Genomic DNA, 19,511 nt, shown 5'->3' with positions numbered 1-19,511 from the left:
GAGAATGAGTAATGTATTAACGGATATGGCTGCCTATTATGTGCAGCGCGGCAATTACGACGAGGAAGACATCGAGAATCCGGATGGCATGGATGCGCTCGATGAAATCATGGAAATGCTGCATACGCAGTTGAGCGGGCAGCGCGTGCTGGAGCTCGCTTGCGGCGACGGTTACTGGACCGATGAGCTGGCCGACGTGGCGGATTATGTGCTGGCGACCGATATCAATCCGGCCTTGCTGGATGTAGCGAAGACGCGCGAATTGCCGGAAGACGTTGTGGAATTTGCTGTTGCCGATGCCAACGATCCGCAGGTATCCGGCGATTTCTCCGCGTGCTTTGCAGGCTTCTGGTGGTCGCACGTACGTCGCCAGGATCAGGTCGAGGTGATTGGCCGTTGGCGCAATATCGTCGGCAAGGATGGCTTGCTGGTGCTGGTCGACAATTCCTTTTTGGAAGGACAGACCGTGATTGCGCGCACTGATGCCGAAGGCAATACCTACCAGATCCACGCCGTGCCATCGGGCGAACGTTACGAGATCATCAAGAACTATCTTACTTACAGTACGCTGCGCAAACGGTTTTCGCCCTTGCTGAAGGACATGCGCATTCATCGCTATGATCATTACTGGATGCTGACCGGACGTTTCCGTTAATGGCAGCATTGGAAGGAGACTGAGCATGCGATCGACCAAGGCAGCCGCTGCCATCGAGCGACTCAAGGAAAGAACCGGCAACGAAGATTACGCCCTCGTGCGCAATGCTGATGAAACGTTTCAATTGCTGGACCGATCAAGCGGACAGCCGGTCGCGGTAGGCGAACGCCTGCCGCTCGACGAATTCGTGGCGTTCGTCAAAACGCTGGGGCCGCAGGTGGTGCGCCGGCAAACCAAATCCGATATTGCGTTTGAAAAGCAGTTGGTCAAAAAGAAGTAGGCACCGATGTTTTTCACATTGCCCAGCTTTCTGACCCACGCCAGTCACTCTCCAAATGCATCAGCCATTCGACAGCATCAGCCTTGATGCGACCAGCGATGCCTGCATTCTGACGCTGCTGATCTGCGAAGAGTGGAATGACACGCAGCTGTTCGCCACGCAGGAAAGAATCAATGCCTGCCTGCAGTGGATTGAAAGTGGCGAGCTTTATTTGGCGCATCCCGGTGCGCGCGGACGGGAATGCGTGATCGATCTGCGTTCGATCTATCAGCCGGACCAGGCAACCTTTCGTTTTTTGGAGCAGGCACAGACTGTTCTGGAAGACGCGGGTTATGGCTTGCGTCATGGGCCACTTGGCTCTGCCTATGTCGAGGTCGATACTCGCTGATTCACGGCAGGGCATCACGCCGAGGTGCTTGTTCTTCACATGGTCGTATTGCGATGTAATGAAACATGTCGGAATGCCGGCATCTCGGGTATCCTTGCTGCCGGGGCAACGGGATTGATTGCTGCATGGCGTCCTGATGGATGCCGATCCGTTGCGGTTCATTTGTATAAAGAGGAGTCAAAATGAGACAGTTATCGCGAGGCGGTAAATTCCTGCTGGGCATGTTTGCCGCAGCTACCCTGTCGGCCAGTGCATTCGCACAATCGTGGCCCAATTCCACCGTGACGATCGTCGTCCCGTGGCCACCGGGCGGCCCATCGGATATCGCGGCACGTCCGATCGCCAAGCGCCTGACGGAAGATCTCAAGCAACCGTTCGTCATCGATAACCGCGGCGGCGGCGGCGGCAACATCGGTAGCGCGGCCGTGGCGCGTGCGCCAGCTGATGGCAATACGCTGCTGATTACGTCGAGCGCACCGATCGTGATCAACCCAAGCCTGTACAAGAAAATGCCGTTCGATCCATCCAAGGATCTGGTACCAATCACCAACCTGCTGCGCGTGCCGCTGGTGCTGGTCGCACATCCTTCGGTGCCTGCCAACAACCTGAAAGAGCTGATGGCTTACATCAAGGCGCAGAAAGGCCAGTTCTCCTACGCTTCGGCTGGTTCGGGTACGCCACAGCACATGACGGGTGAACTGTTCCGCAGCGTGACTAAGCTGGAAATGACGCACGTACCTTACAAGGGTTCGGCACCGGCCATTTCCGATCTGCTTGGCGGCCATGTCCCTGTCATGTTCGACAGCATGATTGCCATCATGCCGCACATCAAGAGTGGCAAGGTGAAGGTCATTGCCGTATCGAGCGACAAGCGTTCGCCGCTGCTGCCTGATGTACCGACCTTTGCAGAGTCGGGTCTGCCTGCTGTCGTGTCGTACGCCTGGTATGGTTTCTTCGCGCCACACGGTACGCCAAAAGCAATCGTTGAAAAAATCAACGTCGAAACCCAGAAAATCATGAAGCAGCCTGAATTCCAGAAGATTCTGGCCGATACGGGTTCGGATTACGTTGGCGACACGCCTGAGAACTTTGCCAAGTTCGTCAAGGAAGAGTCCGTCAAGTGGTCGAAGGTCGTGAAGGAAAGTGGCGCGACGGTCGATTGATTTTCACTGCTGCCATTCCATGAAAAACGCCCGTGTTGATCACGGGCGTTTTTGTTTGTTGTTAGGTTGCATGTTCTTCAAGTCAGCGTGGCGATCACCGGCGCATGATCGGACGGCTGCTCCCACTTGCGCGGCACCTTGTCGATCACGCACTCGTTGCAGCGTTCGGCCAATGGCTGCGTCAGCAGAATATGATCGATGCGCAGTCCCGCATTGCGGCGGAAGCCCATCTGGCGATAATCCCACCAACTGAATAATTTCTCCGGCTGTTCAAACATGCGGAAAGCATCCTTCATGTCCAGTGCCAGCAGATCGTGGAAAGCATTGCGCTCCGGCTCGGAAACGTGCGTCATGCCGACCCATGCAGCAGGGTCGTGCACATCGCGGTCTTCGGGCGCAATGTTGTAGTCGCCCAGAATCGCCAGTTGCGGGTAGCGCGCTATTTCCGATCGCACCCACGCGTGCAGCGATTTCAGCCAGTTCATCTTGTAGACGAACTTGTCCGAATCCAGCGACTGCCCGTTCGGAATGTAGACGCAGATGATGCGCATGCCTTCGATGGTGGCTGCAATGATGCGTTGATGCTCATCCGGAAACAGCGGGTTGTTCTTGACGATGTCGGTCATCGGATGGCGCGACAGGATGGCTACCCCGTTATACGTCTTTTGGCCGGAAAACACCGCGTGATAACCGGCCGCCTCGATCTCGGCGAGCGGAAATTTTTCGTCTATCGTTTTGAGTTCCTGCAAACAGAGGATATCGACCGGGTTCTCCTCCAGCCATTTAAGGACATGGGGCAGGCGGACTTTCAGCGAATTGACGTTCCAGGTGGCGAGTTTCATCGTAAGACTGCAGTAGGGAAAGGGGGCTATTGTATGCGCGCTGAGCATATTCGGTGCAGCTTGCCCAAACTTCGGCCATCACGTAGAATCTTTGCACCATTTCCGTCTCGCGTGACTGGCGAATTCGGCTCATCTTCGCGCTTCTTGTGTCGATTGGGTCCCAAGGTGGGTTTATCCACCGTGAAGCGCGAGATTCTTTGCCGTGCGCCTGGGTAGCCCCGAATGGAAACAGGGATCGAGGCTGCCTGCGCATTTTATACGGCACCTTTTTCCCACTCGTTTTTTGATGTTGTTGTGCCGGCATCGACCGCGTTGCCGATGGGCTGAGAAGCGCCCATGTCCATACCTTTTTGAACGATTGGAGTGATGCATGTTTTCGAAAGACCAGACTCTCGCCAAAACCGATCCTGATCTGTGGTCGGCCATCCAGAAGGAAAACACCCGCCAGCAAGACCATATCGAACTGATCGCTTCGGAGAATTACACTTCGCCGGCCGTCATGGAGGCGCAGGGTTCGCAGTTGACGAACAAGTACGCCGAAGGCTATCCGGGCAAGCGTTATTACGGCGGTTGCGAGTATGTGGATATCGTCGAGCAACTGGCGATCGATCGCCTGAAGAAACTGTATGGCGCCGATGCTGCCAACGTGCAGCCGAATTCGGGTTCGCAAGCGAATCAGGGTGTCTTTCTGGCTGTGCTGAAACCGGGCGACACCATCATGGGCATGTCGCTGGCGGAAGGCGGTCATCTGACGCATGGCATGGCCTTGAACATGTCGGGCAAGTGGTTCAACGTAGTTTCCTATGGTCTTAACGACAAGGAAGAGCTCGATTACGAACAGATGGAGCGTCTGGCACGCGAGCACAAGCCGAAGCTGATTATCGCTGGCGCATCGGCCTACGCGCTGCGCATCGACTTCGAACGCTTTGCCAAGGTCGCCAAGGAAATCGGTGCCTATTTCATGGTCGATATGGCGCATTACGCCGGCCTGATCGCTGCAGGTGAATATCCGAATCCGGTACCGCATGCCGATTTCGTTACCTCGACCACCCACAAATCGCTGCGTGGTCCGCGTGGTGGCTTCATCCTGATGAAGGCAGAGCATGAAAAGATCATCAACTCGGCGATCTTCCCAGGCTTGCAAGGTGGCCCGTTGATGCACGTGATCGCTGGCAAGGCGACGGCATTCAACGAGGCATTGCAGCCTGAGTTCAAGACCTATCAGCAGCAAGTGGTGAAGAATGCGGATGCACTGGCCAAGGCGTTGATCGCACGCGGTTTGCGCATCGTCTCGAACCGTACCGAATCGCATGTGATGCTGGTCGATCTGCGTGCCAAGAAGATTACCGGCAAGGATGCGGAAGCGATCCTCGGTTCGGCGCACATCACCTGCAACAAGAATGCGATTCCGAATGATCCTGAGAAGCCATTTGTGACGTCGGGCATTCGTCTGGGCAGTCCGGCGATGACGACGCGCGGTTTCAAGGAAGCCGAGGCGGCCAAGGTTGGCGATTTGATTGCCGATGTACTCGATAATCCGCACGACGCGGCGACCATCGAGCGCGTAAAGGCAGAGGTCAAGAAATTGACCGATGCATTCCCGGTCTACGGCTGAATCGCTGATTCGGAAGCAGTCGTTTGATGAAGCAGAATGGCCTTGCCCGATAAACGGGTAAGGCCATTCGAATAAATAGATGTCATGCCCGTGGCTTTTGGGCATGTATTCAACAACTTGCGAATGCAACGCAGATGAGATGCCCTTTTTGCCAGTCTGACGATACCCAGGTCCTCGATACGCGCATTTCGGAGGAGGGCGACAGCATTCGCCGCCGCCGCCGCTGCGTGGCGTGTGACAAGCGTTTTACCACCTATGAACGTGTCGAACTGACGATGCCGACCATCGTCAAGAAGAATGGCAGCCGCACCGAATACGATCAAAAAAAATTGCAGGGCAGCCTGCAACTCGCCTTGCGCAAACGCCCGGTTTCGGCAGAAGCACTCGATGCAGCGATCCGGCGCATTGAGCAGAAGCTGCTGTCGAGCGGACAACGCGAAGTCGTCTCGGGGCAGATTGGCGAACTTGTGATGCATGAATTGCAAAAGCTCGACAAGATTGCCTACATCCGCTTTGCTTCGGTTTACAAGAGTTTCGAGGATGTGGCCGAATTCCAGGATGCGATTGCAGAAATCGGCCGCGAGCGCAAAGGTGGCAAATCACGTTCCTGATGTTTTTCCGGAAACGTCATTCTTTTTACGGCATGCCAGCAGGCATGCCGTTTTCATTTGTCGCCTGTATTTTGCCGTTGCACTCGGTGTGCAGAGGGAAGGCGAAGGCAGGCCATACCTGTATCCACCAGCAAGAAAATTACTTCCATTGCCTGTATTCGAATAGATGGCAGGAGAATGTAATTTTGTCAATATTTGTGCATTTTTGATGTGTCTTTCACGCTTCCTTGGCGGCTTCTTCACAGCCTTTTGGGCGTCATGACACTTTTCTTGATTACCCCTGTACAAACAAATAAAGCCTGCTATATTGCTGCCTATGCAGTAATTCATTATGAAAATATTGATGAGCCAGGAAAATGAGTGATTTGCAAAAAATGTTTCCTTCCGGCACGTGGTGTCTTGAAGAGAGTGTCGGCTATCTGCTGGCGCGCTGCCGTACCAAATTGGCCAAGGCGATCGATGCGGAACTGACTGTCAGGCACGACATTACGCAGGCGCAGGGCAGTGTACTGATGATGCTGTCGACCGGACGTTATGCCACGGCGGCCGACCTGGTACGCGACCTGTTCATTGATTCGGCTTCCATGACGCGCATGCTGGATCGACTTGAAAAGCGTGCATTGATCGTGCGCATGCCCAGCGCAACCGATCGTCGTGTTTTCAATCTGCAATTGAGCGAGGCTGGTGCAGCTTTGGCTGAGCAATTGCGGCCACTCTATAACGAAGTGCTGGTGAAATATTTTGCGTCCTTCTCCAAGGACGAGGTCGATACGCTCAAGCATTTGCTGCGCAAGCTGCTCGACACAGACGTATTGCCCGCAGACCAGACCGGCGCGGCATCGGAAAGCGAGATGTGATCATGAACTGGACGATGAAAATGGCACGTGCCGTTGTGACGGCAAGTTGCGCAACCGTACTACTGGCTTCGTGCGCAAGCTACAAGGGCATCGCGCCCACGGCGACCATGCGTTCGACCGAGAGCATGCAGGCCAGCCAGTCCTTGCCGGATCAGCACGGTCAGTGGCCGGATGCGGCATGGGCGAAACAGATTGGCGGCGAACCTTTGCAGGCGCTGGTGGACGAGGCGCTGGCCGGCAATCCCAATCTGCAAGTCGCTGCTGCGCGTGTGGCAGCAGCCAAGGCGGCGGCACAAGTGGCGCGTGCCAATGGCGAAATCAAGGGTAGTGCCGGTTTGCAGGGCACGTACCAGCGCTACACCGAGAATGGTTTGGTGCCAGCACCGTTGGCCGGTACCTGGCAATCGGATAACAGCCTGACGCTGAATTTTTCCTATGATCTGGATTTCTGGGGGCGTCATGCTGCTGAATTCCGCAGTGCCATTTCGCAGGACAAGGCTGCCCAGGCCGAGGAATACAATGCGCGGCTGATTCTATCCACTGCGGTGGCACGTGCCTGGGTGCAATTGGGCCATCAATATGCACAGCGCGATCTGAATCAGCAGCAGGTGGAAGTGGCGCAGCAGATTCAGAAATTGTCGGCACTGCGGGTGCGCGCCGGCCTTGAGGATGAATCGCGCGGCCAACAAGTCGAACAGGCGCTGGCTTTCCTGCGCGCGCAGCAATCCTCGCTGGACGAGGGCATTGCCCTGACGCGTCATCAGCTCGCTGCGCTGTTGGGGCAGGGACCGGATCGTGGACTGCAGATCGCCAGACCGGAATTGCCGGCGGCGACGGTAGTCGCCTTGCCGGATGCGTTGCCGCTGGCGCTACTGGGACGTCGCCCCGATCTGGTGGCAGCTCGCTGGCGCGTGGAAGCGGCCGAGGGCACGATTGACGCCAGCAAGGCAGCGTTTTATCCGAACATCAACCTTGCGGCATTCGCCGGTTTTTCGAGTCTGGGACTCGGCAATCTGCTGGAAAGCGGTAGCCGCGTGGCTGGCATCGGCCCGGCAATCACCTTGCCCATCCTTTCGAGCAATGCGCTGCGTGGCAATCTGAAGCAGCAGACGGCTTCGTACGACGCCATGGTGGCGACGTATAACCAGGCGCTGGTCGATGCGTTGCACGATGTGGCCGATCAGGTGCAGTCGCTGCGTGCTGCGGAGCAGCAGAATCTTCAGCAGCAACTGGGTACGCAGGCAGCACAAGCCGGTTTAAAACTGGCCGAAGAGCGCGAACGCGTTGGTACCAGCAACATGCTGCCCGTGCTGATCGCCAAGCTGGGTTTGCTGCAGCAACAGCGTAGCGATCTGGATTCGCTGGCGCGTCGTAGCGATTTGCACATCACGCTGATCAAGGCCTTGGGTGGTGGCTTCGATGCACAAGCCGCCAATCTAACTACCGAGCCGCTGAACGGCGCGTCGACTAGCGCGACCACGCCATCTATACCTGCATCAACCGACACTTCGACAAGCTCCACTTCTGCGAGAAACGCATCATGAACACGAATGCAAACGAAACTTCCCAATCTTCGCCTGACGCCGATCAGACTAATGCCCAGGTCGACACTGCGGAAAATGGCGCGGCGGCCAATGGCAAACGCAAGCGTCGTCTGATTGTCGCAAGCGCACTGATTCTGCTATTGCTGATCGGTTATGGCATCTGGTGGGCGATCTACGCGCGTCATTTCGAAGACACCGACGACGCCTATGTCGCCGGCAATGTCGTGCAGGTGACGCCACAGGTTGGCGGCACCGTGATCGCGATCCATGCCGACGATACCGAACTGATACAGGCCGGAAAGCCGCTGATCGAACTCGATCGCAGCGATGCCAAGGTGGCACTCGAACAGGCCGAGGCGCAACTGGCGCAAACCGTGCGTGAAGTGCGCACGCTGTTCGTCAATAACGGTGCGCTCAATGCAACCGTGACGGCACGTACCGCTGATCTGGAACGCGCACGTGCCGATCTGGCCCGTCGTCAGGAACTGGACGGCACCGGTGCGGTTTCCAAGGAAGAACTCGCACATGCACGCACGGCATTGCAGAGTGCCGAATCCGCATTGCAGGCGGCACGTGAGCAACTGGCTTCCAACCAGGTGCTGACCGAGCAGACTTCGGTCGCCAAGCATCCGAACGTGCAACGCGCAGCGGCGCAGGTGCAGGCGGCATATCTGAACTATGCGCGTACCACCTTGCCTGCACCTGTGACGGGCTATGTCGCCAAGCGTTCTGTGCAGATAGGTCAGCGCGTGGCACCTGGCGCGCCTTTGCTGTCCATCGTGCCGCTGCATGCCTTGTGGGTGGATGCCAATTTCAAGGAGGTGCAGGTTGCGAGAATGCGCGTTGGTCAGCCTGTGACGCTGGAATCCGATGTCTACGGCAGCAAGGTCGAATATCACGGCAAGGTCGTTGGTTTGTCGGCCGGCACCGGCGCTGCGTTTGCGCTGTTGCCGACGCAGAACGCGAGCGGCAACTGGATCAAGGTCGTGCAGCGTATTCCGGTGCGGATCTCGCTCGATCCCAAGGATCTTGAGGCGCATCCATTGCGTGTTGGTCTGTCGATGCAGGTGAAGGTCGATATCGCCAATGACGAAGGGACATCGCTGACGGCGGCTGCGCCGGCGCGTGACAATCCGGCATATGCCACCGATGTATTCGACACGGCGGGGAATGAGGCCGAAGCACGCGTGGCACAGATCATTGCTGCCAACACGGGGGCGCAGGCAGGGAAATCGGCGCACTGATCATGAGTAATCCATCGCGTCCCGCATTGGCACCGCTGAGCGGCATGCCGCTCGTGTTCGGCACGCTGGCCCTGTCGCTGGCGGTGTTCATGAACGTGCTCGATTCGTCGATTGCCAATGTCTCGATTCCCGCGATCTCCGGCGATCTCGGCGTTTCGCCGCAGCAGGGTACGTGGGTCATTACCTCGTTCGCGGTATCGAATGCCATTTCGGTACCGCTTACGGGCTGGCTCACGCAACGCTTTGGTCAGGTGCGGTTGTTCATCACGTCCATTATCCTGTTCGTGCTTGCATCGGCGCTGTGCGGTCTTGCGCCCAGCATTGAAATCCTCATCGCTGCGCGTATCTTGCAAGGTGCGGTCGCCGGGCCGATGATTCCGCTGTCGCAAGCCTTGCTGCTGTCGAGCTATCCGCCCGAAAAAAGTGGTATGGCGCTGGCGTTCTGGGGCATGACCACGCTGGTGGCGCCCATCATGGGGCCGTTGCTAGGCGGCTGGATTTCCGACAATTACACCTGGCCGTGGATTTTCTACATCAATATTCCGATCGGTCTGTTTGCGGCCTGGGCGACGCTCTCCATCTATCGCTCGCGCGAATCCGCAACACGCAAGCTGCCAATCGACAAGGTCGGTCTGGCGCTGCTGGTGGTGTGGGTCGGTTCGCTGCAGTTGATGCTGGACAAGGGCAAGGAGCTCGACTGGTTCCATTCGGGCGAGATCGTGCTGCTGACGGCAGTTGCCGTGATCGCTTTCGTCTTCTTCCTGATCTGGGAAATCGGCGAAAAACATCCGGTTGTTGATCTGTCGCTGTTCAAGGGGCGCAACTTCAGCGCAGGCGTAATCGCTATTTCGGTGGCCTACGGCCTGTTCTTCGGCAGCCTGGTAATTTTGCCCTTGTGGTTGCAGACACAGCTTGGCTACACGGCGACCGAAGCTGGCAAAGTGATGGCGCCGGTCGGGATCTTCGCAATCCTGCTGTCGCCGGTGGTCGGCAAGCTGTTGCCCAAGATCGATGCGCGCTGGGTCGCAACGACAGCCTTCCTGACGTTTGCGTTGGTCTTTCACATGCGTGCGCAATTCACGCAGGATGTGGACATGATGACGCTGATGATTCCAACCATCATTCAGGGCGCATCGATGGCGATGTTCTTCATTCCACTGACGTCGATCATCCTGTCGGGGTTGTCGCCGGACAAGATTCCGGCCGCGGCAGGCTTGTCCAATTTCGTGCGCATCATGTTCGGTGGCATCGGCACTTCGGTCATGTCGACCATGTGGGACAACCGTTCCATCCTGCATAATGCGCAACTGGCCGAGCACATGGCGCCGCACAATCCGGCATTCACGCAAGCCGTGAATGGCCTGATGGCGCAGGGCATGTCAGAACAGGCGGCATGGGCGGTGATCGATCGGTCGATGACGGTACAGGCCAGTACGCTCGGTGCAACCGATCTGTTCTGGTTATCTTCGATCATGTTCCTCGTGCTGATCGGCTTTATCTGGCTGACCAAACGCAGCAAAGCTGCTGCCCCTGTGGATGCCGGTGGCGCGCACTAGAGCGTCATACGCATGCTGGCGTGCAGTGAATGCAGGCAGTGTGATCTATCATGCGGGTTTCGCTTGATGGATCACCGCAAGCTGCGCGTATACGAATTGTGCGTTTCCGAATCCTGACTTTATGGCATTGTCCTACTCTTCTCCGATAACGCTGGCCTTGTTTTGCAAAGTCGTCGATAACTATGGTGACATCGGCATTTGCTGGCGTCTGGCGCGCCAGTTGCAGCATGAACACGGCGTAGCGGTCACGCTTTGGGTTGATGATCTGCGCAGTTTCCAGCGCATCTGTCCTGAAGTGCAATGCGAAGCGGATGTGCAATGCATCGCTGGCGTCACGGTACGTCACTGGCGTGATCAGGCCGGCACATTCGCACCTGCGGAGATTGCCGACATCGTCATCGAATTCTTTGCCTGCGATATTCCCCCCGGCTATATCGAGGCAATGGCAACGCGTCCGATCAAGCCTGTCTGGTTGAATCTGGAAGGGTTGACGGCGGAAGAGTGGGTCGAAGGCTGTCATCGTCTGCCATCCATGCATCCGCGTCTGCCATTGACCAAGCATTTTTTCTTTCCCGGTTTTACCGCGAAAACCGGTGGCTTGTTGTGCGAAGCAGGCTTGCATGCGCAACGACAAGCATTTCAGGCGGATCGGGCAACACAGCAGGCGTTTCTGCAGAGGCTGGGCTTGACGCCGGAGCAAAGTGCCGCATTCAAGATATCGCTGTTCTGTTATCCGCATGCGCCTGTACGTTCACTGTTTGCGCTTTGGCAGGCAGCGACACAGGCTGTGACGTGCCTTGTTCCGGAAGGCGTGGCCGTCGAAGCCGTGCAGGCTTTTCTGCAGCAGCCACCGATTGCGGGTGCCAGTGCCACGCACGGTGCGCTAACGGTCAAGGTGCTGCCGTTTGTGCCGCAACCCGATTACGATCGATTGTTATGGGCCTGCGATCTGAATTTTGTACGTGGCGAGGATTCGTTCGTGCGGGCGCAGTGGGCGGCGCGGCCTTTCGTCTGGCACATCTATCCGCAGGATGAAAATCTGCACCACGTCAAGTTGCGCGCCTTCCTGCAACGTTATGCGTCTGCCTTTCCGTCACTTGCGCAATTTTCGCTGTACTGGAATGGCGCGCTCGAAGCAGACCCTGTCGCATGCTGGACTGCCTTGCAAAACCAATTGCCGGAAATTGCCGACCAGGCGGATCGTTGGCAGGAAAGCATGCTGGCAAATGGGGACTTATCGTGCAACCTGTTGCGTTTTGCTGCCGATTTGCGCGCGGAGCAGGGTAAAAAGCCGGTATAATGCGCGGTTAGTCTGCAACCGCTTTCGCTCGAACATGAAGGGCGCTGTTGACCGCGGGCCGGCAGATAACCTTCATGCAACCCTCTTAAATTAGCTGAATCCCTATGAAATTCGCAAAAGAAGTTCGTGTTGGCAACATCATCATGGTGGACGCCAAACCATTCATCGTCCTGCGTTCCGACGTCAACGGTTCGAGCCGCACAGGCTTCACCTACAAGTGGAAGATGAAAAACCTGCTGACCAACAGCCCGCTGGAAAACGTTTTCCGTGGTGACGACAAGTTCGACGTGGTGGTGCTCGACAAGAAGCCAGTCACTTATTCGTACTTTGCCGATCCGCTGTTCGTCTTCATGGATGAAGAGTACAACCAGTTCGAAATCGAAGCCGAAAACCTCGGCGATGCCATCAACTACCTGAAAGACGGTATGGAGTGCGAAGCCGTGTTCTACGACGGCAAAGCCATTTCGGTCGAACTGCCAACCACGATCGCACGCCAGGTCGTCTACTCGGAACCAGCCGTCAAGGGCAATACCTCGGGTAACGTTCTGAAAGAAGCCAAGATCGAAAACGCCATCGAAGCCAACCAGCACACCGTGCAGGTGCCTTTGTTCGTTGATCAGGGCGACATCATCGAGATCGATACGCGTACCAACGAATACAAGAAAATCGTGCGTAACTGATTCACGGTTGCCACAAACGAAAAACGCTGCCTTCGGGCAGCGTTTTTTTTTCGCCCATATGATTTGGGAGTCGACGTTTTATTGCGCTTTCAGAATGCGAGCAATGCGTTCCGACGTTGAAGGATGTGAAGCGAAATACGATGTTTCCTTGTCGTCACCGAGCTGCTGTTGCAGTTTTTCGAAACCGGCAGCCATCTGCGAAAGCGGTATGCCATTGGCTTTCAGCATGGCGATCGCATAATCATCTGCTTCGCGCTCGGCTTCGCGCGAATAATGCATGTCCATCAGCAAGGTGGGGATGTTGGCAACGACGGCAGAGGCATCGCCGAACAGCATGGTGACGACGGCACCGACGGCCGAACTTTGAATCAGTCGTCGCATCAGGTGACGCTCATGCAGATGACCAAGTTCATGTGCCAGAACACTGAGCACCTGCTGATCGTTATCCAGCAATTGCACTAGTTCATCCGTCATCACGATTTCGCCGGAAGGCAGGGCGAAGGCATTGGGGCCGATGCGACTCGCCCGAAATACCAGCGTGTATTGCGGTGCGCCGTCGCGCGGTGGCGTCATGGCGGCGAAGCGTTCGCGCAGTGCCGATTGCCGTGCGTCAGGCAGCCGGCTGGGCGCGAGGATGCGCTGGTCCAGAAGACCCAGCATGCCTTGGCCGATTGAGCGTTCGATGCGTTCCGGCAAGGCGCGCGAGACGATGTCTGCCGCCAGTGGTAAGCCGTATAGATAACCGGTTACCAAGACAAAGGCAGTCAGGGCGAGAGCCATCAACGTGCCACGCCAGCTTTGCTGGGCGCGCACGACAACGGAATCGGCAAAGCCGGTTTGCGCCAGCAAGGCTTCGAACGCCTGCGCATCCTCGATTTCGACATACGCCTCATCGGGAAAGGTCACCTTGCGCGGTGCATGGCGCGTGCGTTCAGATACGCGCAGGTCATTCAACGGACATTGGCGCATCACGTCGCCGTGGAGGGAAAGCGTATCGTCGATCACTTCCAGCGTGACGCGATGCGCACGCGACGTCTTGCCATCGTAATAAATGCCCTGCATTGCCATCTCAAAGAGAAAGATCGAAGTCGAGCAAATCAGCCATGCCTTCACCAGTCGCTGACGCTTGTGCTTGGGCATCGGCGACGAAGGCATCGAGATTGCCGTCCGGTAGCAGCGTCATGGATTCCACGCGATATCGCAGCATGCGAATCTTCGCAAATGGAATGAACAGCCCCAGCGTGCAGATGATGCCGAGGATATTGGTCGCGGTAATGAATACCATGCGTGGCCATTTCATGTCGCAGGTGAAGCGATGTTCACCAAGACGCGTGTTATTCCAGATCAGGTTTTGCACGAGCGTGACAAAGATCGGAAACAGCAGAAACATCCATGCGTAGAGCGCCAGCAGGAATGAAAAGAAGGCCGTCAAGGTTGCGGCATTGGGTTCGCCACCTTCACGCAAGCCCATGAAAAAGGCGATGAGACCCCCTCCGAGAAATACCGAGATGGCAATAATGCCCGCCAGCCAGATGGCGAACACCAGCAGATAGGCACGATAAAACTGCCCAACGGTTGCGTGAAAAGAGAAATGCGTGGCGCCGAAGCGGCTTTCGTCGTGCTGGAACTGCTTCATGCGCTGGTGCGCAAAAGGTGCGGCCAGAAAGAGCGTGAAAAACGTCAGCAGTGGCCACAGCAGATACACGCGATAGGCGGCACCCATGGATCCGCGCAGGCCGAAACGAATGCCGCGATAGCTGGAGTTGTAGAGCTTGAACTGCAGGCTTTTCCAGATCAGCCACGGCGCGACTGCCATGACGGCGGCAATCATCAGCAGGCCCATGAGACCCGATGTTTCCATCGAGATGTTGTAAATCACGATGAGCACGAATGCCACGATGCGACCTTTCAGGATCGCCACCGGGTTGCCGTGATATTCGAACGATGCACCTGCAACGCGTGTGCTGCCGTAGAAGTATTTGGTCCGACGAACTTTGGCCCAGGCTGAATAGATGCCCAGCGTGACGATGGACAGCAGCAGATTCACGATCCAGATGCGGAAATATTCGCTGCCCGTTCCATGGAAGGAAAAGCGCTGCGGCGCATCGTCGGCATCATGAATGACAGCCCGTGTGGATTGCAGCTCGTGCATTGGTTACCCCCTGAAGTTTTTGTTATGTGGGCAGCAGCATCGCGCGCTGTCATGGTGCCTGTCAAGTTGCAGCGCAGGAAAATCAGCCAGAGAAGAGTACGGAAATTTGATGTGTGGAAATGAAAAACGGAATGTGTTTGCCGGTGCTTGGGGCAATGTCGTTTCGCTCTGGAAAGCAATCAAAAAACTGTCATAAAAAATGTAACAACGCCGAACTTTTATGTGCGGTAACGCACAAAGACGCAAGGCTTTGTTTGATGTAAAAAATGCAATATTTCAACATTTCTGTTGAGCATTGAATATCTGCATTGCCGAGTGAAAACAGTAGGCCCGCAACGTCGTTACAACGCGATGCACAGTTTCATGCTGTGAGCGTACCGAAACCGTACCAAACGTCATTGCGACAATTATTCCCAGGAGATTCCATGCTTCGTTCCGACACGCTTTTTGGCAAACGTGACAACAACACCCCCAATCCTCCGCTGAGCACCACCAATTCCTCGGTACTTTCCAATACAGCCAATACCAATAACGCATTCAACAAGGGCGCCATGAACAATTCCCTCAACAGCGGTAATCAGCAACAGGCTCCGAGCACGAACGAAGTCGGCAGCAAACTGATCGTCGGTCCGAACATCAAGCTCAAGGGTGTAGAGATCACCGATTGCGATACGCTGGTGGTCGAAGGCTTCGTCGAGGCAACCATGGATTCGCGCGTGATCCAGATTGCCAAGGACGGCTCGTTCAAGGGCTCGGCCGGTATCGACATTGCCGAGATTCATGGCGAATTCGATGGCGACTTGACTGTGCGTCAGAAGCTCGTGATCTACGCCACCGGCAAGGTGTCGGGCAAGATCCGCTACGGCAATGTAGTCATCGAAGAGGGCGGCCAACTGGCCGGTGACGTGCAGGTCGGTACCGGTGCCGCTTCGTCGCCACCGAAAATGGCGGCTGTCGCGAAGAGCGTTTGAAGTAGAGCGGTTTTAGCCGTTCTGCCCACTTCGGGTAGCGTCCGAGTACGCTACCCGTCTTTGTCGTTTCCGCTTGCCATGTAAGCAAGCTGTAGGGATCGCTGTGCGAGAATGCCTTGTCTCGCCCGGTTGGCGGGCGACCTCCTCAAGGTCCATCATGCAACCGCAATACATCCTCAATCTCTCCTGCCTCGACCAGCGCGGCATTGTGCAGCGCGTATCCGGTTATCTGGCCGATCACGGCTGCAACATTCTCGATTCTGCGCAATTCGGCGATCCTTCGTCACAGCGCTTTTTCATGCGCGTGCATTTTTCGGGCGACGGCTCAATCGATGGTGACGGATTGCGGCATGGATTTGCCGAACTGGCTGATGCGTTGCAAATGACGTGGCAGTTGTTCGATGCACATCGCAAGCCGCGCCTGTTATTGATGGTGTCGAAGATCGGGCATTGCCTGAACGATTTGCTATTCCGTTATCGCAGCGGCTTGCTGCCGGTCGAGATTCCGGCGATTGTCTCCAACCATACTGATTTCTATCAGCTCGCCGCCAGCTACAACATTCCTTTCCATCATCTGCCGCTCGCAACCGGGGCGTCGGATGCCGTCAAGCGCACGCAGGAAGAGCGTGTGCTGGAAATCATTGAAAGTGCCGACATCGATCTCGTCGTGTTGGCGCGCTACATGCAGATTCTCTCGCCCGAAATGTGCAAGGCGCTCGAAGGCCGGGCGATCAATATCCATCACTCCTTCCTGCCCAGCTTCAAGGGTGCCAAGCCTTACTATCAGGCGCATGATCGCGGCGTCAAACTGATCGGTGCAACGGCTCACTTCGTCACTGGCGATCTGGATGAAGGGCCGATCATCGAACAGGACGTGGCGCGCGTTGATCATGCAATGGATCCGGCAACCTTTACCGCGATCGGGCGCGATGTCGAATGTGTGGTGCTGGCAAGGGCGGTTAAATATTTCGTCGAGCATCGCATTCTGTTGAATGGAAACAGGACGGTGGTATTTAAGTGAAGTTGTTTTTGTGTGCGTAAAAATGCCGCTTGGATGAGCGGCATTTTTTTGCTTGCTTCGTTTGTTTGAGGCTGATGATGTCGGTTCTTCGGACAGGCTTGCCGGGGGTAGCCCGGCGGCTACCTACTTTCTTTGCTTCGCCAAAGAAAGTAGGCAAAAGAAAGGCGATCGCGGTTACACAGCCCTTCGGATTCCCGCCGCTGTTCCATCCAAATCGGGAAACGGACGACACTCGCACTGCGTGCTCAAACACACCCGTTTCTGATCCGATTTGAATCGACCATCATTGGCTGCGTACAAGCGGGATTTGAAGGTCTTGGCAGAGGCAAGAAGTGAAGAGTGATGGTTTTGTATTGTTAGATACGTGCGCCAATGTATTGGATAGACATCCGCCTTGGCGCTGCCAGTGATGCGATGTGAGAAATGGATTAGAAATGACCGATGTTTGAGCGAAGCGAGTTTCGGGTATTTCCCATTTCTTGCGTTGCAGCACTGGGAATCCGGAAGGCAGCGATGTTACGGTCGCCTTCTTTTGCTTACTTTTCTTGGCGAGACAAGAAAAGCGAGTGGCCGCCGGGCCGGGGCACCCCTGGTAAACACATGGAACTCCATTCTTGAAGTTGGCCATTTTCTCAAGAATCAAAAAACAAAAAAAGCACGCAGAAAGCGTGCTTTTTGATCCAAGTCTTCCGAAGAAATTACTTCAGTACTTTCTTCAAGAAATTCGAGATATCAATGATCTCTTCCATGCACACCGAATGCGGCATGTTGTACTCGTGCCATTCCACGTCGTAGCCTGCTTTCTGCAACACAGCCAGCGATTGCTTGGCGCGCGTGATCGGGATCACCTGATCGCCGATGCCGTGTGCATAGTAGATCGGCGTGTTTTCGTTGGCATCGCTACGTTCGGTTTCGAACGAGGATTCTAATGGCAGATAACCGGACAGGCACAGCAGGCCGGCCAGTTTTTGCGGATGGCGCAGGGCGGTTTGCAAAGTCATGGCACAGCCTTGCGAGAAACCGGCGATGAGGATTTTGTCAGTCGCAATACCGCGTTCGTTCTCGCGCGCGATCAACGCATCGATTTCCTTTTGCGAATCGCGAATGGTTTGTTCGTCGTCGTCACGGCCGAATTCCGTTGCCCAGATGTCGTACCAGGCTGGCATCATGCGGCCGCCGTTAATCGTTACCGGCAGCATGGGCGCGTGCGGGAAAACAAAGCGAATGCCGGGCAAGCCGGCCAGATCCAGTTCCTTGACGATCGGTACGAAGTCATTGCCATCGGCGCCGAGGCCATGCATCCAGATGATGGAAACGGTCGGATTGGGAGAGGTTTGCAGTTCGACGGCAGGCAGGGTCATGATCGTTGAGTACGTGAGTAAATCGGAAGAAAACAGTTATTTGGGCGTGCGGATTGCGTGCTTGGGCCGCCAGCCTTTGCAGACGGCTTCATTGGTTTCGATGTACGGCCCGCCGATCAGATCGATGCAATACGGCACCGCCGCAAAGATGCCGCCGACCAGTTGCTTGCCTTCGGCGTCTTTCAAGCCTTCCAGCGTTTCCTTGATCGACTTGGGCTGGCCCGGCAGATTCATGATCAGTGCCGCGTGATCGGCGGTTTCGCGGATCACGGCAACCTGGCGCGACAGGATCGCAGTCGGCACGAATTGCAGGCTGATCTGGCGCATCTGTTCGCCGAAGCCCGGCATTTCCTTGGTGGCGACTGCTAGTGTCGCTTCGGGCGTTACATCGCGGCGCGATGGGCCGGTGCCGCCGGTGGTGATGACGAGGTCGCAACGTGCGTAATCCACCAGTTCGATCAGCGCCTGCTCGATCGCCGGACGTTCATCAGGAATCAGGCGAGTTTCGATTTCCCACGCGCTCGTCAGTGCGGCAGTGAACCACGCTTGCAGAGCAGGCAAGCCTTCGTCCTGATAGATGCCGGCCGAAGCGCGGTCCGAGATCGATACGAGGCCGATCTTGAGCGCGCGATCAGGATTGTTCGTCGTCATCGTCTTGCTGTTCTTCGTCGCTGTTCTTCGCCGCTGCTGCACTGGCATGCAATTGCTTCAGGATCTGGAAAATCTCGCGATAGGCTTTGGGCGGCTTGTTCTCGGCCTGTTCCTTGCGCGCATTGCGGATCAGCGTGCGCAATTGCTGCGCATCGAGTTCGGGATGATCGGCCAGCAGTTGCGTCAATACCTTGTCGTCGGCCAGCAGCTTGTCGCGGCGACGTTCAATGGCGTGCAGGTTCGCTGTTTCTGCCTTGGAAGCGCCTTTCCAGCTATCGATGACGCGCTGGATTTCTGCAATCTCGTGTTCTTCCAGCGAGCGCATTTTCTTGCCGACGTACTGCATCTGGCGGCGGCGACCTTCGTGATCCTTGATCTGCTGGCATTCGAGGATAGCTTCACGCACATCTTCCGGCATGGGCACGCGCTTGACGCGGTCGCGTGGTTGTTCGACCAGCTCTTCGCCCAGCTTTTGCAGGGCGCTCATCTGGCGCTTGAGTTCGGATTTGGAAGGGCGTTCGTATTCCTGCTCGAATTCATTGGAGCTGAAACCGACGGAACCGCGATTGGCATTTGGCATGATGGATTGCTGTGGCACTCGGGCCATTCTTGAAACGACT

At 56.1% G+C, this 19,511-nt stretch carries 20 protein-coding genes and 1 riboswitch; of the genes, 14 read left to right on the top strand and 6 right to left on the bottom strand.

What is annotated here, in order from left to right:
* Window positions 1-4 precede the first annotated feature (4 nt).
* The 4 genes from QZ725_RS04330 to QZ725_RS04315 all read left to right on the top strand — a co-directional run bounded on the left by QZ725_RS04330 (window position 5) and on the right by QZ725_RS04315 (window position 2,486).
* Complete coding sequence (locus QZ725_RS04330; protein WP_293776587.1) at window positions 5-655, top strand: class I SAM-dependent methyltransferase; 651 nt, start codon at window positions 5-7, stop codon at window positions 653-655.
* A gap of 25 nt (window positions 656-680) precedes the next feature.
* Entirely contained in the window at window positions 681-935 is a 255-nt protein-coding gene (locus QZ725_RS04325) for a hypothetical protein (protein WP_293776584.1), read from the top strand.
* Between the two features lie 55 nt (window positions 936-990).
* Window positions 991-1,323 carry a DUF6572 domain-containing protein gene (locus QZ725_RS04320; protein WP_293776581.1) on the top strand — a complete coding sequence of 111 codons (333 nt, stop codon included), beginning with the start codon at window positions 991-993 and terminating at the stop codon, window positions 1,321-1,323.
* Window positions 1,324-1,505: 182 nt separating this feature from the next.
* A complete protein-coding gene (locus QZ725_RS04315; RefSeq protein WP_293776578.1) occupies window positions 1,506-2,486 on the top strand; it encodes a tripartite tricarboxylate transporter substrate binding protein in 981 nt (326 codons plus the stop codon).
* 77 nt (window positions 2,487-2,563) lie between these two features.
* On the opposite strand, the gene xth is transcribed toward QZ725_RS04315, so the two are convergent.
* Entirely contained in the window at window positions 2,564-3,328 is a 765-nt protein-coding gene (xth, locus tag QZ725_RS04310; protein WP_293776575.1) for an exodeoxyribonuclease III, read from the bottom strand.
* A gap of 101 nt (window positions 3,329-3,429) precedes the next feature.
* Window positions 3,430-3,549, top strand: a riboswitch (ZMP/ZTP riboswitch).
* A gap of 149 nt (window positions 3,550-3,698) precedes the next feature.
* Between xth and glyA the strand changes: the two genes are divergently transcribed.
* The 8 genes from glyA to QZ725_RS04270 all read left to right on the top strand — a co-directional run bounded on the left by glyA (window position 3,699) and on the right by QZ725_RS04270 (window position 12,735).
* The gene (gene glyA, locus QZ725_RS04305) at window positions 3,699-4,943 is read left to right on the top strand and encodes a serine hydroxymethyltransferase (protein ID WP_293776572.1); all 1,245 of its coding nucleotides are present in this window, start codon (window positions 3,699-3,701) and stop codon (window positions 4,941-4,943) included.
* Window positions 4,944-5,077: 134 nt separating this feature from the next.
* Entirely contained in the window at window positions 5,078-5,554 is a 477-nt protein-coding gene (gene nrdR / locus QZ725_RS04300) for a transcriptional regulator NrdR (protein WP_293776569.1), read from the top strand.
* Between the two features lie 356 nt (window positions 5,555-5,910).
* Window positions 5,911-6,411 (top strand): MarR family transcriptional regulator, encoded by a 501-nt coding sequence (locus tag QZ725_RS04295; protein WP_293776566.1) that lies wholly within the window; start codon window positions 5,911-5,913, stop codon window positions 6,409-6,411.
* A gap of 20 nt (window positions 6,412-6,431) precedes the next feature.
* On the top strand, window positions 6,432-7,955 hold the full coding sequence (locus QZ725_RS04290) for an efflux transporter outer membrane subunit (RefSeq protein ID WP_293776563.1): 1,524 nt from the start codon (window positions 6,432-6,434) through the stop codon (window positions 7,953-7,955).
* On the top strand, window positions 7,952-9,199 hold the full coding sequence (locus tag QZ725_RS04285; RefSeq protein ID WP_293776560.1) for an HlyD family efflux transporter periplasmic adaptor subunit: 1,248 nt from the start codon (window positions 7,952-7,954) through the stop codon (window positions 9,197-9,199). The genes QZ725_RS04290 and QZ725_RS04285 overlap by 4 nt, the downstream gene beginning before the upstream one ends.
* Before the next feature lie 2 nt (window positions 9,200-9,201).
* The gene (locus QZ725_RS04280; RefSeq protein ID WP_293776558.1) at window positions 9,202-10,755 is read left to right on the top strand and encodes a DHA2 family efflux MFS transporter permease subunit; all 1,554 of its coding nucleotides are present in this window, start codon (window positions 9,202-9,204) and stop codon (window positions 10,753-10,755) included.
* A gap of 121 nt (window positions 10,756-10,876) precedes the next feature.
* Window positions 10,877-12,055, top strand: coding sequence for an elongation factor P maturation arginine rhamnosyltransferase EarP (gene earP / locus QZ725_RS04275; RefSeq protein ID WP_293776556.1), 1,179 nt, complete (start codon window positions 10,877-10,879; stop codon window positions 12,053-12,055).
* Window positions 12,056-12,159: 104 nt separating this feature from the next.
* On the top strand, window positions 12,160-12,735 hold the full coding sequence (locus QZ725_RS04270; RefSeq protein WP_293776553.1) for an elongation factor P: 576 nt from the start codon (window positions 12,160-12,162) through the stop codon (window positions 12,733-12,735).
* A gap of 78 nt (window positions 12,736-12,813) precedes the next feature.
* Here the strand turns inward: QZ725_RS04270 and QZ725_RS04265 are convergent, their stop codons facing one another.
* Together QZ725_RS04265 and QZ725_RS04260 are read right to left on the bottom strand one after the other, a co-directional pair.
* Window positions 12,814-13,797 (bottom strand): M48 family metallopeptidase, encoded by a 984-nt coding sequence (locus QZ725_RS04265; RefSeq protein ID WP_366773672.1) that lies wholly within the window; start codon window positions 13,795-13,797, stop codon window positions 12,814-12,816.
* A 7-nt stretch (window positions 13,798-13,804) separates the two neighbouring features.
* Window positions 13,805-14,887 carry a YjgN family protein gene (locus QZ725_RS04260; protein ID WP_293776550.1) on the bottom strand — a complete coding sequence of 361 codons (1,083 nt, stop codon included), beginning with the start codon at window positions 14,885-14,887 and terminating at the stop codon, window positions 13,805-13,807.
* A gap of 425 nt (window positions 14,888-15,312) precedes the next feature.
* On the opposite strand from QZ725_RS04260, the gene QZ725_RS04255 reads away from it, so the two are divergent.
* The gene (locus QZ725_RS04255) at window positions 15,313-15,858 is read left to right on the top strand and encodes a polymer-forming cytoskeletal protein (protein ID WP_293776548.1); all 546 of its coding nucleotides are present in this window, start codon (window positions 15,313-15,315) and stop codon (window positions 15,856-15,858) included.
* Window positions 15,859-16,012: 154 nt separating this feature from the next.
* Entirely contained in the window at window positions 16,013-16,879 is an 867-nt protein-coding gene (gene purU, locus QZ725_RS04250; RefSeq protein ID WP_293776631.1) for a formyltetrahydrofolate deformylase, read from the top strand.
* Window positions 16,880-17,577: 698 nt separating this feature from the next.
* On the opposite strand, the gene QZ725_RS04245 is transcribed toward purU, so the two are convergent.
* The 3 genes from QZ725_RS04245 to yjgA are packed head-to-tail and all read right to left on the bottom strand — an operon-like array spanning window position 17,578 to window position 19,471.
* Window positions 17,578-18,240 (bottom strand): alpha/beta hydrolase, encoded by a 663-nt coding sequence (locus QZ725_RS04245; RefSeq protein WP_293776545.1) that lies wholly within the window; start codon window positions 18,238-18,240, stop codon window positions 17,578-17,580.
* A 36-nt stretch (window positions 18,241-18,276) separates the two neighbouring features.
* The gene (mog, locus tag QZ725_RS04240) at window positions 18,277-18,891 is read right to left on the bottom strand and encodes a molybdopterin adenylyltransferase (RefSeq protein ID WP_293776542.1); all 615 of its coding nucleotides are present in this window, start codon (window positions 18,889-18,891) and stop codon (window positions 18,277-18,279) included.
* Complete coding sequence (gene yjgA / locus QZ725_RS04235) at window positions 18,872-19,471, bottom strand: ribosome biogenesis factor YjgA (protein WP_293776539.1); 600 nt, start codon at window positions 19,469-19,471, stop codon at window positions 18,872-18,874. The genes mog and yjgA overlap by 20 nt, the downstream gene beginning before the upstream one ends.
* Window positions 19,472-19,511: the final 40 nt, after the last annotated feature.

Source organism: uncultured Oxalicibacterium sp. (assembly GCF_913776015.1).
Lineage (GTDB): Bacteria > Pseudomonadota > Gammaproteobacteria > Burkholderiales > Burkholderiaceae_D > Oxalicibacterium.
This window is presented reverse-complemented; position numbering and strand designations above follow the sequence as displayed.

Bases quoted from the DNA above. Each gene is read 5' to 3' on its own strand.
- QZ725_RS04330 (WP_293776587.1), top strand. From the start codon at position 5: ATGAGTAATGTATTAACGGATATGGCTGCCTATTATGTGCAGCGCGGC.
- QZ725_RS04320 (WP_293776581.1), top strand. From the start codon at position 991: ATGCATCAGCCATTCGACAGCATCAGCCTTGATGCGACCAGCGATGCC.
- QZ725_RS04280 (WP_293776558.1), top strand. From the start codon at position 9,202: ATGAGTAATCCATCGCGTCCCGCATTGGCACCGCTGAGCGGCATGCCG.
- QZ725_RS04315 (WP_293776578.1), top strand. From the start codon at position 1,506: ATGAGACAGTTATCGCGAGGCGGTAAATTCCTGCTGGGCATGTTTGCC.
- QZ725_RS04285 (WP_293776560.1), top strand. From the start codon at position 7,952: ATGAACACGAATGCAAACGAAACTTCCCAATCTTCGCCTGACGCCGAT.
- xth (WP_293776575.1), bottom strand. From the start codon at position 3,328: ATGAAACTCGCCACCTGGAACGTCAATTCGCTGAAAGTCCGCCTGCCC.
- mog (WP_293776542.1), bottom strand. From the start codon at position 18,891: ATGACGACGAACAATCCTGATCGCGCGCTCAAGATCGGCCTCGTATCG.
- glyA (WP_293776572.1), top strand. From the start codon at position 3,699: ATGTTTTCGAAAGACCAGACTCTCGCCAAAACCGATCCTGATCTGTGG.
- nrdR (WP_293776569.1), top strand. From the start codon at position 5,078: ATGAGATGCCCTTTTTGCCAGTCTGACGATACCCAGGTCCTCGATACG.
- earP (WP_293776556.1), top strand. From the start codon at position 10,877: ATGGCATTGTCCTACTCTTCTCCGATAACGCTGGCCTTGTTTTGCAAA.
- QZ725_RS04245 (WP_293776545.1), bottom strand. From the start codon at position 18,240: ATGACCCTGCCTGCCGTCGAACTGCAAACCTCTCCCAATCCGACCGTT.
- yjgA (WP_293776539.1), bottom strand. From the start codon at position 19,471: ATGCCAAATGCCAATCGCGGTTCCGTCGGTTTCAGCTCCAATGAATTC.
- QZ725_RS04325 (WP_293776584.1), top strand. From the start codon at position 681: ATGCGATCGACCAAGGCAGCCGCTGCCATCGAGCGACTCAAGGAAAGA.
- QZ725_RS04290 (WP_293776563.1), top strand. From the start codon at position 6,432: ATGGCACGTGCCGTTGTGACGGCAAGTTGCGCAACCGTACTACTGGCT.
- QZ725_RS04295 (WP_293776566.1), top strand. From the start codon at position 5,911: ATGAGTGATTTGCAAAAAATGTTTCCTTCCGGCACGTGGTGTCTTGAA.
- QZ725_RS04260 (WP_293776550.1), bottom strand. From the start codon at position 14,887: ATGCACGAGCTGCAATCCACACGGGCTGTCATTCATGATGCCGACGAT.
- QZ725_RS04255 (WP_293776548.1), top strand. From the start codon at position 15,313: ATGCTTCGTTCCGACACGCTTTTTGGCAAACGTGACAACAACACCCCC.
- QZ725_RS04270 (WP_293776553.1), top strand. From the start codon at position 12,160: ATGAAATTCGCAAAAGAAGTTCGTGTTGGCAACATCATCATGGTGGAC.
- QZ725_RS04265 (WP_366773672.1), bottom strand. From the start codon at position 13,797: ATGCAGGGCATTTATTACGATGGCAAGACGTCGCGTGCGCATCGCGTC.